This window comes from Oscillatoria sp. CS-180 (assembly GCF_028330965.1).
Taxonomy (GTDB): domain Bacteria; phylum Cyanobacteriota; class Cyanobacteriia; order Phormidesmidales; family Phormidesmidaceae; genus Halomicronema.
Genome location: NZ_JAQMUB010000090.1, coordinates 1 through 13,538, shown reverse-complemented (window position 1 = coordinate 13,538; position 13,538 = coordinate 1). Strand labels below are relative to the sequence as shown.

Here is a 13,538-nt window from a genome sequence, read left to right as displayed (position 1 = left end):
CAAATCTAGTGGCAGAGGCTACGCTGCGGCTGAAGCTCGGTGCACTGTTGTAATCGTGGATGGCTTTCACTATGGCTGAACAGGTCTACACAAACTATCGTCTACAACTCCCCGACCAAGAATTTGTCGGTACGGTTACGGTTAAGGACGGATTCATTGCCGATATTCAGCCAGGAGTTGTGCATCAGGGGCAGGATGGGCAAGGGCGCTATCTTATGCCCGGACTTGTTGAACTCCACACAGACAATTTCGAGCAGCGACTTTCCCCCCGTCCCAAAGTGCGTTGGCCGATTGACTTAGCCGTGGTGTATCACGATCGCGACCTAGCAGCTGCGGGGGTAACAACAGTGTGTGATGCGATCGCCGTAGGTGACATCACGCCCGACTCGCTACGGATGACCCAATTTGATCCGATGATTCAAGCCATTCATCAGGCTCAGCAAGCCGGACGCCTAGTCGTGAATCATCGGTTACACCTGCGATGCGAACTGGGTTACGACCAAGTGCACAAGGTGACAGCAGCCTATGCTGACGATCCCCTACTCTCCATTATCTCGCTGATGGATCACACCCCTGGACAACGCCAGTTTGCTCAGGTAGACAAATACAAAGAGTATTACCAAGGCAAACACGGCATCAGCGCTGAAGAAATGGACAATTTTATCCGCGATCGCATCACTGCCCAACAGCAGCATGCTGAAGAGAATCGCAATCAACTCGTTGCCCTTGCCAGAGACCACCAGATTTATCTAGCCAGTCACGATGATGCCACCGTCGATCATGTGCAGCAGGCTGTTCAAGAAGGCGCACAAATCGCCGAGTTCCCGACCACTCTAGAAGCCGCCAAGGAAGCTCATCTTCACAATTTACAGATTCTCATGGGTGCACCCAATTTAATTTTGGGAGGATCTCATTCTGGCAACGTCTCGGCAATGGAGCTGATTGAGCATGGGCTAGTCGATGTAATTTCTTCCGACTACGTGCCTCAGAGCCTTTTGCAGGCAATGTTTATGATTTCGCAAACCCAGGCCAAACCGCTATATGAGGCTGCACGACTCTTTACACTCAATCCAGCCACAGCCATTGGGTTGGAGAGCGATCGCGGCAGTCTGGAAATCGGCAAGCGAGCCGACTTCATCACCGTTCATCACGACGGCGTTGCCCCTCGACTGATCTCCGTGACCTGTCAAGGAAGGCGCGTCGCCTGATCAGACGTCGCCTCACCTTTTGTAGGATCTTCATCCTTATCCTTTGAATCATGCACATCATCCTTGAGATCTATCGCGATCGCGGCAACGCTCAGTATGGTGGAGAAGCCGTAAGTCAGCTTGAACATGCTCTCCAGTGTGCGGCCTTGGCGGAACAGGCAGGCCAATCGGCAGAGTTGATTGCAGCATGCCTACTGCACGACTTTGGACATCTTGTGCATCGTTTAGGTGAGGGAGTTACAGCTCGGGGTATTGACGATCGCCACGAATATCGAGCAATCCCCATCCTTGAAAAACGCTTTCCAACTGCGGTCACGGCACCCATTCGCTTACATGTAGCAGCCAAGCGGTATCTTTGTGCGATCGACCCAAGCTACTGGAACGCCTTGTCCCCCGCCTCAAAACGCAGCTTGGAGCTCCAGGGAGGCATTTTCTCTGACGCAGCGGCAGCTCAATTCATTCAGCAACCCTACGCTCCAGAGGCTATTCAACTTAGGCGCTGGGATGACTTGGCCAAAATCCCCAACTTGCCTACCCCAGACCTCAGTCACTTCACTACTGTTCTACAAGAGGCTGCTATCGTCTAAATCGATAGCACTATTACAAGAAATAGCATTTGCTAATTGCTAATAGACTATCAACTTGCATGAACCCTACTTAGGTTTGCCTAAGATTCACCAACGAGTTTTAAGCTTTCCTTAGCTATCAACTAACGACAAAGCCATAGGGATAGTGCAGTAGATTTGGGCGTGCAGAACAGTCTGCGAGGCAACAACCTGAATTCAGTCGGAGTAATGACTGAACGGCAAATTTTTCGTCAAATATTTTCAATTTCGATACGCGTTTCCAGCTGATCTGTTTACGACAAAACACGTCATTTATTCAGAGTATAAGCCTTCTTTCAGCTCTGTTCTGCTTAGTATAAAACTCGACATCATGTTTAGTCAGACTAAGCAGGTTTGTCAATAGTCATCTCATCACCTGTAAAAATACTGCGATTCTTAAGTGAGCAACTGCACTCGGAAGTTTACCTCAGAATTTATTAAAAGAATCCTGATTGAGCGATCTGAGTGGAGAAAGCTCTTTGGCAAGTAAAAATTACCGAGCATACTTATGCAGTTTCCATGAAGGACTACGGATTAATGAAGTTGGTCATAATGATCGACTTATCCGCCATCAGGATGAGTTGTGAATTCACAAGCACTTGAATGGGCGATTATGAAAGGAAGTCATACTCTCTTCTTTTATAAGAGCTTGCTCTAGCCTTACCTAGACTTAACAAGGTTCTTGTTAATTCTAAGAGGGATTATCCAAATAAGATTCATCATTTCGCAACAATTACATTGAGGAATTCCGAGACAAATCAAAGCTATCTTCATGAAAGCTTTTAACTGATTCAACAGAAAAATTCCACTAGTTGCCTCCAAAATTGAGTATTTTTACTCAATCAATTTTCAAAGCTTCCATAAGCTGGAAGAGCCGTTTAATGCTATCACATGGACACTTGTGAAAATATCAACTCTAAGCAAAGGGAAGCAAGAACAACCATACGCAGCCTTGTACTCAGCAAACTAACTTGTTACTAATAGCCCAGCAACCCCTCGAATTTATAGGTTGATTAATAGCTTAAGTTAACTGACAAAGCTTCTTGCAAAAGGGGGACTAATTTTCAAAAGTGAAACTAGAAATGCTATGTATAAAAACGATTTACCCTTGAAGTCTTCATGAAATTCAACACTCTCTATGAAAGTGCCCTGATCTCATAGTGTATTCTTTTATTAATCAGAGATTAGGGAATATCTACCTTGACACTATATTTGTGCGAGATAATGCGGGTTCCGCAGAAAAAAATCCATCCCAAGGAAATCGTTTTTGGGATATCAGTTAACCTAGGAGTTCATTTATGGCTAATCAGATCGTTTCGACTATGCGAGCAGGCACACTAGCGCATCCGTCACCCAAAAGTTGGATTATTGTTGACTCTAATATAGATGACTTACAAATCCTGCTAGATATTGCCGTCGAAAACAACGACGTATTTTTGCTTGACAATACTCAAGATGGTGTTGAGCAAATCACTAGCCTACTGCGATCGACGAACTCTGCCCCCGAAGCGCTTCATTTGGTTTCCCATGGTGCTCCCGGTACACTTTCCCTGGGAAATAGCGAGCTCAGTCTAAGCACACTCAATCACTATTCAGAACAGCTCAAGTCTTGGCCGATTCGCGATCTCTTTATCTACGGTTGTAACGTTGCTGCTGGTGACGCAGGTGAGGAATTCCTTCAGAAGATTCAATCGCTTACTCAGGCTAATATTGCGGCGTCTACCCATAAAGTGGGTCACCGCACACTAGGCGCCACATGGAATCTCGATGTCGAATTAGGTCACGTCCAAGCATCGTCTTTTGTAACCCCTGCCTTAGCAGACAACTACTTCGGCAGCTTCGTAACTGAGGTCTTTGTACAAACAGAGGATAATGCTAGCAACGGCGGTGTTCCGGGTGCCGATGGAGACTTCGGTAAGGGCATTCGAATTGGAGCCAATAGCGCAAGAAACACCAACACTGGACAAGACTTGGGCGCAATTCAACCCATTGAATTTTTCATCAATACAGGAGCTACTGACGCGATCGTAGGAGAGGCACTTCTCTTCCTCTCTGTTTTTGACGTTGATGCTCCAAGAGAGGCAAATCTTGTCACATTTAATGGCACTGAATTGGGTCTTTTGGAAGGGGAAAACGAATTGACCTTCAGGTCAGTTTTTCGTGTTCCTAATGAGTTGGTTCTAAGTGGCAATAACCTCGTTCAAATTGACATTAACGTTCTTGGCGATGCAGCTAATTGGGAAGCAGAGATCGAGAGGGCGGAACTAGTCGTCAACTATGAAAGTGGCGCAACTGCTCCAGGTGGTTCGGCTTTTTTAGACACAATTGATACAGATCAGCCTACCTATGAAGGTGGCGATACAGTACAACTGAGAGCGGATATTGATACGACAGTAACACCTAATCAGAACGTTGAGATTCAAGCTATTCTGCGGGATCCAAATGGTATGGCTGTGGCATTCGATACTCGGCCAGAATCGAGTAACGTTTTGATTACGGGTAATGACGATGCTGATGCGTTTACGTGGGATGTTGACCTTCCCGATGACGCAGTGCCTGGTACTTGGAGTATTGACGTTAGTGTATTCAACATCGACACCGGCCAACTTGAGCTTTTAGCAACAGACACTTTTGTTGTAGGAACCGTAGCAGGGGACAATCCTGTATCGGTCTTCCAATTCAAAGATTTTGTTCGCTTTGAAGAAATGGATGAGGGCATTCCTTATCAAGGCGGCAATGCTGAATTCAATGAGCAAGTCTACTTATTGACTAACCCAGACATACAGGCCGCTGTTAACAACGGCGTATTTAGCAATGGCGGCTACCACTATAGCTTCTTTGGAGCGAGTGAAGGTCGTAGTACCTTACCGCTCAACTTAGAGATTGGTGGACTGAAAATTGCTTCTCTGTTTGATGAGACTTACTACTTAGGTTTGTACGGCGATGTCGATACTGCGGTTGCAGCTGGAGATTTTATCTACGGCTTCGAGCATTTCGTAAAGTTCGGGGTTCTCGAAGGACGCAATCCCAGCCTCTATTACGATGAGGCGACTTACTTAGCCAATAATGGTGATGTTGCTACTGCTGTCAACAGTGGTTCGTTTAGTAGTGGTCTTGAGCATTACCTTGCATTCGGTCATCGTGAGGAAAGGGATCCCAGCACACTGTTTGATGCCTCAGACTATTTACTCTCTAATCCCGATGTTTTGGCAGCTGTTAATGCAGGCGATTTCGATAGCGGTTTCGACCATTACATCGAGCACGGGGCTAGCGAAGGTCGAATCAACACGTTGCTTTACGAAGAAGCGTTCTATTTGAATACGTTCCCCGATGTCGCTAACGCAGTCAACACGGGCACTTTCCCGACTGGATTCGAACACTATGTCCCATTCGGACAGGGCGAAGCACGTGATCCAGGGCCGCTCTTTGATGAGAGTGCTTACCTTGGCTCTAATCCTGACGTAGCTACGGCGATCGCAGCAGGACAGTTTTCCAGTGGCATGGAGCACTACTTCCGCTTCGGTCGACAGGAAGGTCGACCAGCCGAGCCAATCTCAACGGCAGTCTAAAACACAGCTGTTTGAATCTTGAGTTCCTGGTTATAGCTCAACAGAAATCTTGGAAGTGAAGCTTCTTAAGGGTTGACCCCATGAACTCAGGCTAATACAAACTACATGGCATCGATAAGACTCACGCAAAATGTCTACAGGTAGGGTGGGTACTGCCCGACTTGCACCATCCCTAAAGGCAGAACAGTTTGCTGATGAAAGTTCTTATTTATTGAAAGCCCCCTCTAGGTTTTACAGACTCAAAGGGGGCTTTTATAGCTTTAGCCATACAAGTGCACTTTGTTCCCTGTCAGCTACTCCCTGTTCCCTTTGGACCGTACTTAAGCAACCTGAGTAAAACCTGCATGTGGACGCAGTACTGAATTCTCTGCAAGCATCTGTTTTTGCTATCCCCCTAGAGATTGATCAGCCTCTTTAGCGGCTTCCAAATTAGGACGCATCTTAATTCTGACGGCGATCGCAGTAATGTTATCGTGACCGTTGTGCTCATTAGCCAAATCGATCAGAGCAGCAACGCCATCTTCCAAATCGTGACGAGAGCGTAGCATTGGCTCTACATGAGATTCCGCATAGGTCTCTATCAAATCGTTGTCGCTCAATCCATCTGAACACAGGATGAAAAGCGCATCTTGATTGAGAGACAAAGTACTAATAGAGGGCGCAACTTCGTCGTTGTTTCTGGGGCCTAATGCTTGAGTAAGTTGATAAGCATCGGGGCGAGCATACGCGATCGCAGGTTCCACACCCCGACTAATTTCTCGCTGCCCTACCTCATGATCGACTGTTAGCTGGCACAATCCTTGCCGATTCAAGCAGTATAAACGGCTATCACCAACATGGGCGATGACTGCCTGATTATCTGAGATCAGGATCATAACCAAGGTCGTACCCATACGGGCATTACCTGATCGCCCTTCTTCTTCATTCCGCTCAAAAATGACCTGATTCGCTTTGAGAATACCGTCCTTAACGACTGCCTCATCAGGAAGGTCAGTCGTCCAGCGCTCAGCAAAGAAATCCCGCAGGGTATTCACCGCTAAGGTACTTGCAATCTCACCGCCAGAGTGTCCTCCCATGCCGTCACATAGAATATAAAGCCCACGAGCATTGAGATGAGTTCCAGATGGACTGTCTATACGCTTTAACTGAGTTTCTGTAAAGAAGAAATCTTCATTGTGCGATCGCTGGCGCCCGACATGCGTACGGCCAACTTCATCCAGCCGAAACAGCTTCATCGGCAACGCCATCGTTGGCAAATCACTAATGCTCTCTTCGATACTCTCAGTACTAGAGCCCTCAGTTTCCTCTAAGTCTTCCAGACCCTCTTCCGAAAGCAATAGGTCATCAACGGCAATCGAGAAACTATCGTCTTCCCTTAGGGATAGAGACGCCCCCTGAGAAGGCTGAGTCGTTTCCTCATCACCAAAACTAGACTCTAGGTCAGCAGGAGTTTCCTCAAATGACAGATCGACATCTGCTTCAGACTCCGAGATCATTTCGTCATCGAGCTCAGAAACAGTGAAATCTGCCGAAGTCATAGAATCGGCTTTGTCTTGAAGATTGTCAGCAATATTCGCCAATAGGCCCTTGATAGTGGCTAAGTTGGTGATAGCTCCAGCCCCAATGTCTACCACTAGATTCTCTAAAGCTGAAATCTGAATGTTGTCGAGCTTGCGTAAAACCGCTTGCCAAAACAACCCCAAATCTTTGAGCGTATAGGTGTTGCCACCAGAAGCGTATATCAGCCGTTGGATGCACAAGATTTGATCATCATCCATCCGTAAGTTGTCTTCCGATAGCAGACTAGGAACGGCGTCGAAGACAGTCAGTGCATCCCACAGATTGATGATTTCATAGACCCAATGGACCAGTTCTAGCGGTTCGATATCCTCAGACGTCTCAAAATCCGCCAAGGTTCGCCAAGTAGAGCGGTCCTCTAGAATGACAATCGTGTAATTGTCAATTTCCCAAGCTGCTTGGAGATCAGGCACCATTGGGAAAAAATGCTCTTGCAGCTTCCAATAAGGAAGGGCTAATGCTGGGACTAAGCTGTCGAAGACCTCTTCCTCAGCCGTACTCAGCAAATGTGTGAATGGGGACTCTGCTGCAGGCTCACAGTCGAGAATATCCAACACAATTTCAGAAGACAGCGACTGTTGGGAATTGACAGGCTGACGTAGCTGATATCGCTCGCCCCCTTTGAGACAATTATCTTGAGTCAGTAGTTGGCCGACTGTTGTTGAAACGGCGGATTCGTCCGAAACGACAGAAAGGACCGAGGCTGTCGCTTTGCTAGATGAAATTGCTTCATTGGGCTGTGATGTTGTCGCAGCTGTTGTGAATTGGGTAGGGGTAATCACAGCCCGCAATTGTTTCAAGGGGCTACCACATCGTTGACAAAAACGATTTTGAACCGGATTTTCAAACTGACACTCTGGACAAGCAACCATAGCCAGGAACCTAAGTATCTATCTGGCGAAGCGTTATAAAAGTTTGGATACCATAGTTTACCCGAAGAACCTTATGGCAGTTGAAAAGTCTAGGATTCAGATTTTCAACGAGGTCACTCAGATTGTTTTTCTGTAGATGATAACCACAAACCCTATCAAAGCTTCCTTAACTTACCCATAGAGGTCCGGAAATTCGCAGGAGTTCTCAATGACTGTTCAAGAAGAGATATTTGAACAGTTAGTTCAATGCACTCTCCGTTAGCAATCGCTGTTGTTCATCTGGTGTAAGCGATCGCCATTCCCCAACCCTCAAACCATCCAGCGTTAGATGCTCGATAGCAACTCGTATCAGCCGGAGAGTGGGATGCCCGACAGCAGCGGTCATCCGCCGAACCTGACGATTTCGCCCCTCCTGCAGAACCAAGCTTAACCAGCTGGTTGGCACCGTTTTGCGATAGCGAATAGGAGGATTTCGGGGCGGCATAGTGGGTTCTTTAAGCTGGGTAACCTGGGCTGGGCGGGTGCGATGCCCCTGAATCAAGATTCCCTGACGTAGCTGCTGTAGAGCTGTTTCCTCCGGTGTTCCCTCTATCTGCACCCAGTAAGTACGCGAATGACCGTACCGAGGATCACTCAAACGATGTTGTAGCCGACCATGGTTAGTGAGCAGCAACAGACCTTCACTATCCCTGTCCAATCGCCCAACAGGATACACATCAGAAACTGGAATAAAGTCTTTGAGCGTAGCGCGATCGCCACCATTGTCTGTAAATTGGCTCAGTACGTTATACGGCTTATAAAAAATAAGGTAGCGATAGGGCTGCTTTTGAGACCCACGAGACACTCTGTGAGCAACTCTAGACCGATGCGATCGCTTTGCAGGTTTTCTCACTAATCTTTTCGACTTAATACGGATTCACTCTATGCTGGGCGGGTTAACGTGGCCTATGGCCATAAATGACCGAATCTGAGGCTACAGGTTATTCCGAGAAGATCTTGATATCACCACTCCAACTTATGTAACTCTTCTATTCGATAAGTTCAAAAATGTTGAGAAACACTGCCTTCTGAGATGAAATCGATATGCTGAAAAATAAATTGGACTTGTCTCAGAAAAATTATGGATAAGCTACAGCGATATCGATTCAACTGTACCCTGACGTTTGGCGATATCTACGGTCAGGTGATTGCTTGGCTGGTGGTGCTTCTCATCAGCTTAGCAGCTGCCATGGGCTTGATGGGTGCTCGTCAACCACTCTATGCCCTTGTTTCTGTCGGTTTGGTTCTGGTTTTGTCTTTGCCATTCCTGCTATTTGCCTTCGTGACCACCCTGGTAAACCACATTGAGTTTGTTACGGTTGATCCCGTAGAGGATAAAGCAAAGACAACGTCTTCTAGCGTCTCCCAGCGACCTGCTCAAGCCGCTGGATAATGCTATGTCGTACTATTGAAGCGTTTTAAGCGCCAGATTCGTTTGAATCTGGCGCTTTGAGCATTTTTTGTAAGCCCTCTTCTGATAGCTTTGGGATACCTAATTTTTCAGCTTTCTGAAGCTTTGAGCCGGCCTCTGTTCCTGCGACTAAAAAGCTGGTTTTAGCACTGACGCTGCTAGTGACTTTGCCACCGGCTTCTTCGATCAAAGCCTTTGCTTCGCTGCGACTGAGTGTGGGCAACGTTCCCGTTAGCACAAAGGTCTTGCCCTCAAATGGCTGCGCCAAAGGTGATTGGGATAACTCAGCTTGTCCCCTCTCCATTTGAACTCCAGCAGCCTTCAGTTTTTCAACCAAATGCCAATTAGCCGAATTACGGAGCCACTCATAAACTGACTGAGCAATCTCCGGACCAATGCTGTAAACCGCTTCAATAGATTCAATTTTGGCTTCCCTTAAAGCCTCCACCGAGGGAAACTCCTGAGCCAGAGTCCGAGCGTTGACCGTACCCACATGCCGGATACCCAGTCCGTAAAGCACTCGCGACCAGGGCTGCTGTTTGGAAGCCGCGATCGCCTCCACCAGCTTCTTCGCCAGTTGCTCCCCCATGCGCTCCAGCGGCAGCAGCTTCTCCACCGTGAGATCATACAAATCAGCGACAGAGCTTACCAAACCTTGTTCGACCCACTGCTCAACCCATTTTGAGCCAACCCCGTTGATATCCATCGCGTCGCGTCTAGCCCAGTGAATGAGTGCGCCACGGACGATCGCCGGACAAGAAGCATTGATACATCGCGTCACCGCTTCGTCGTCAGGTTTGACCAGCACTTCATCACATTCAGGACAGTGAGTCGGCATCTGGAAGGGCCTAGCGTCATCAGGCCGTAGATCCGCCAGCACACGCACCACTTCGGGGATGATTTCCCCAGCTTTACGAACCACAACTGTATCGCCAAAGTGAATATCCAATTCTGCAATGCGATCCGAGTTGTGCAGAGTGGCTCTGGAAACGGTCGTGCCCGCTAGTTGAACGGGGTTGAGTTCTGCAACGGGGGTCACTGCTCCAGTGCGTCCCACCTGAACGGTGACGTCTCTGATCTGGGTAGGGACCTCTTCAGCGGGATATTTGAGGGCGATCGCCCAACGCGGAAACTTTTGCGTGAAACCGAGTTGTCGCTGTAGGGCAAAATCATCTAGCTTGACGACAACGCCGTCCGTCAAATAAGGCAGGTTGTGCCGCTCAGTTGACCAAGCCTCATAAAAAGCAGCTACATTGTCCGCCGTCTGACAGCGCTGACGATTAGGATTCACTTTGAACCCAAAATCTTGTAGCAGCCTCAGGGCATCCCACTGGCTTGAGGGCAATACCAAGTCGGGTCGCTGTGTCGTCTCAGGAATGATCAGCGTGTAGGCAAAAAAGTCCAGGCGGCGGTCGGCCACAATGCGGGAGTCCAGTTGACGCAGGGTTCCTGCTGCGGCGTTGCGAGGATTGGCAAAAAGAGCCTCACGGTTGGCTTCTCGCTGCTGGTTGATGCGATCAAACTCACTCAGGGGCAAAAACGCCTCTCCGCGCACCTCAACAACCGGGGGTGGATTGTCTGTTTGAAGTTTGAGAGGAATAGACCGGATAGTTTTGACGTTTTGAGTAATGTCCTCTCCGGTCGTTCCATCGCCGCGAGTCAGTCCCTGCACCAGCAGGCCGTTCTCGTAGGTCAACGCCATTGCTGATCCATCAATCTTAAGTTCTGCCACAGCTATCGCCTCACCTACATCGGGAGCTAGCCGTCGCCACTTTTCTTCCCAAGCCCGATATTCCTCTAGGCCAAAAGCATTCTCCAAGCTGTAGAGCGGAATGTTGTGGCGAACGGAATTAAATTGGCTTGCCGGCTGTTCTCCCACCCGTTGAGTCGGACTGTCAGGGGTCACTAATTCGGGATGCGCGGTTTCAAGGTCTTGCAGTTGGCGATAGAGGCGATCGTAGACCTCATCTTCCATGACCGGCTGATCCAGCACGTAGTACGCATAGCTCGCCTTCTGGAGCTGTTCCCTGAGCTGACGAACCTGCTGTTCTACAGTTTTGCCCCTAGTGTCACTTGAACTCATAGTGTGGAAGATAGCTGTCATTTAACGGAAGGTATTCTACGGCTTTAGCACTGGCAAAAACAGAAACACCAGAAGTGTTTTGATAACAGCTTATCCAGCCAGTACTGCCTGTACGGTGAGCTTCCAGTTAGGAAAAGTGGGAGAGGCGATCGCCTCCTCGACGCCAAAGACAGTCTCCTGATAAGCCCCCTCAACCATTGCAAACACTGTCACCTGCTGCTGTTGAGGATCGACAATCCAGTATTCACTGATGCCGCGCCACTCGTACTGATTGCGCTTTTCAAAATAGTCACGCCGCTGATTCTCGCGTCCTGGACTCACGACTTCAACCACCAACAGGGGCGGGGCCATTTCCAGCGTAATAGCCGACTTTCCCAGTGCCTGCAACTGCTCCACATGCTCAGGTCGCAATACCGTAACATCAGGAAATCGGTTTTTGGGCTGACCCAGCATCTCTACAGCTAATTGATGCGTTCTAACCCGTCGAAACCCTACCAACTCGGATAAAGTACGATCTAAGGCCCTGGCAATCACTACATTCTCGTCCGATTCTGGTGGCACCTCAATCAACTCTCCGTAAGTCAGCTCGTAGCACTTGTCCGTACCGTCGTCATAAGACAGCAAATCAGCAAAGGCACTCAGTTTTGAAGTTGTTTGAACCATGATGCTTATCGATTACCGTTGAAAGCGATCGCCCCATAGACAATGAACCAGTACTCATCAGAAGCAGGAAATACTGACTCTTGGCTTCTGAATCCTGACTCACCTAAATTTCTCGTCTCAGCCTAATACCATTATCCTCATTTCACCTCATAGGGAGAGGACTCTAAAATCTCTTGGATGTCGCTGGGAACTTGAGACAAAAAATCGTAGCCTGTAGCCAGCTCTAGCTGATCGATGGTGGTTTGATAGACACGCCAGTCCGAATTGACCGCATCCTGATTGGGCATATCGACCGCAATGATGGGCGTTCCTAGATCGATATTCTCTGCGCCCTCTCCGGGATCTAATACCACGATAATTTTCCAGAGACGAGATGGGATGGTCACTTGACCGTCAGCAATTCGTCCTCGATCGCCATATCCCCCAGCAGTGACCCAAAGCACTTTGTCATATTGATAGACCTGCTCACGGCTAGCTTCCTCTAACTCACGCCAGACACCTTGATTATTCGCAGGTGCCTGTGGCAAAACATTCGTCATCAAAAATGTGGCGCTGTTGTCTTGAGGGCTGCGAGTGCGATCGCCCGATGGCACAATATGTCCCCGATTGAAACCCGTATTGCGGTAATCGTTGGGCGTCACCTGATAAACTCCCGTGGGCAGACCGCCATCTTGCCGAAAATTGTCTTGGCGTTCAGTGTTGCCTAACCAGTCAGCACTAAGCTGCCAGCTGACCCAATTTGCGATGCCACGATCATGGTTATAGGACAGCGCATACTGCGATCGCTCAATCAAATAATTGTCCAAGTTTCCTGATCCGGCATTACTGGGATTGCCAAGAACTAGGTGAAGACTATCACTGAGCGGGACTGCTGGATCGCTGCCTGAGGAGACTGGAGGTAATAATTCGCAGGCAGCTCCATTACCGTCTTGATCGAGGGAAAACGGATCTCCTGAAAAGGCATCCAGCACCGTCTGCGCCAGCGCCTGATCTCGAAAATCAGCACAGTTACAATCATCGTTGACGCACGGAGGAAGCGCTGACGAATTGATCTGAGGCGATAGTGGTGACGTTTCACTCATCGGCAAAAGACCACACCCTGCTAGCGCCAAGCAGCTTAGCTTCACTATCCAATTACGGATTACGGGCCAATTACGGATTACGGGTATAGACATTGTGCGATCGCTGCCTCACGAGTTGCTCTAACAAATGTACTATTTCTGATAAAAATTGGACCTCTCAACTATTGTTGATGAACTCCACAGCAGAGATTACCCATGAACTGTTGCGGCCTTGACCACAAGTCTTTAAAAATATTAGGTGGACAGAAATGTGTTGCGCTTGTTTTGTCCCTAGCGTTTCTCATAAGATCTTTATGTAGCGAACGCTCTACAGGCAGCCTCACATTTTAAGTAATCACTGGCATTCATTTTGAAAACCAACAGAACGCAAGGCACTATGCTGAAGCAACTTATTTCCAAGTTCCAAAACCAGTTTCCCGCGCCCGCCG

At 48.3% G+C, this 13,538-nt stretch carries 9 protein-coding genes; 4 read left to right on the top strand and 5 right to left on the bottom strand.

Features of this window, described 5'->3' with window-relative positions:
• Window positions 1-59: 59 nt before the first annotated feature.
• The 3 genes from PN498_RS23800 (at window position 60) to PN498_RS23790 (ending at window position 5,382) form a co-directional block, all read left to right on the top strand.
• Entirely contained in the window at window positions 60-1,208 is a 1,149-nt protein-coding gene (locus PN498_RS23800; protein WP_272065917.1) for an alpha-D-ribose 1-methylphosphonate 5-triphosphate diphosphatase, read from the top strand.
• Between the two features lie 50 nt (window positions 1,209-1,258).
• Window positions 1,259-1,795 carry a phosphonate degradation HD-domain oxygenase gene (locus PN498_RS23795; RefSeq protein WP_272065916.1) on the top strand — a complete coding sequence of 179 codons (537 nt, stop codon included), beginning with the start codon at window positions 1,259-1,261 and terminating at the stop codon, window positions 1,793-1,795.
• Between the two features lie 1,316 nt (window positions 1,796-3,111).
• The gene (locus tag PN498_RS23790; protein WP_272065915.1) at window positions 3,112-5,382 is read left to right on the top strand and encodes a DUF4347 domain-containing protein; all 2,271 of its coding nucleotides are present in this window, start codon (window positions 3,112-3,114) and stop codon (window positions 5,380-5,382) included.
• Between the two features lie 386 nt (window positions 5,383-5,768).
• Here the strand turns inward: PN498_RS23790 and PN498_RS23785 are convergent, their stop codons facing one another.
• A complete protein-coding gene (locus PN498_RS23785) occupies window positions 5,769-7,832 on the bottom strand; it encodes a serine/threonine phosphatase (RefSeq protein ID WP_272065914.1) in 2,064 nt (687 codons plus the stop codon).
• A gap of 238 nt (window positions 7,833-8,070) precedes the next feature.
• The gene (locus tag PN498_RS23780; RefSeq protein WP_334312284.1) at window positions 8,071-8,676 is read right to left on the bottom strand and encodes a pseudouridine synthase; all 606 of its coding nucleotides are present in this window, start codon (window positions 8,674-8,676) and stop codon (window positions 8,071-8,073) included.
• A 276-nt stretch (window positions 8,677-8,952) separates the two neighbouring features.
• On the opposite strand from PN498_RS23780, the gene PN498_RS23775 reads away from it, so the two are divergent.
• Window positions 8,953-9,264, top strand: a complete 312-nt coding sequence (locus tag PN498_RS23775; RefSeq protein WP_272065913.1) for a hypothetical protein — start codon at window positions 8,953-8,955, stop codon at window positions 9,262-9,264.
• 25 nt (window positions 9,265-9,289) lie between these two features.
• Here the strand turns inward: PN498_RS23775 and ligA are convergent, their stop codons facing one another.
• From ligA to PN498_RS23760, 3 genes are all read right to left on the bottom strand, one after another.
• A complete protein-coding gene (gene ligA, locus PN498_RS23770; protein ID WP_272065912.1) occupies window positions 9,290-11,365 on the bottom strand; it encodes an NAD-dependent DNA ligase LigA in 2,076 nt (691 codons plus the stop codon).
• A gap of 90 nt (window positions 11,366-11,455) precedes the next feature.
• Window positions 11,456-12,028, bottom strand: a complete 573-nt coding sequence (locus PN498_RS23765; RefSeq protein WP_272065911.1) for a Uma2 family endonuclease — start codon at window positions 12,026-12,028, stop codon at window positions 11,456-11,458.
• Window positions 12,029-12,165: 137 nt separating this feature from the next.
• Window positions 12,166-13,203, bottom strand: a complete 1,038-nt coding sequence (locus PN498_RS23760; RefSeq protein ID WP_272065910.1) for a DNA/RNA non-specific endonuclease — start codon at window positions 13,201-13,203, stop codon at window positions 12,166-12,168.
• Window positions 13,204-13,538: the final 335 nt, after the last annotated feature.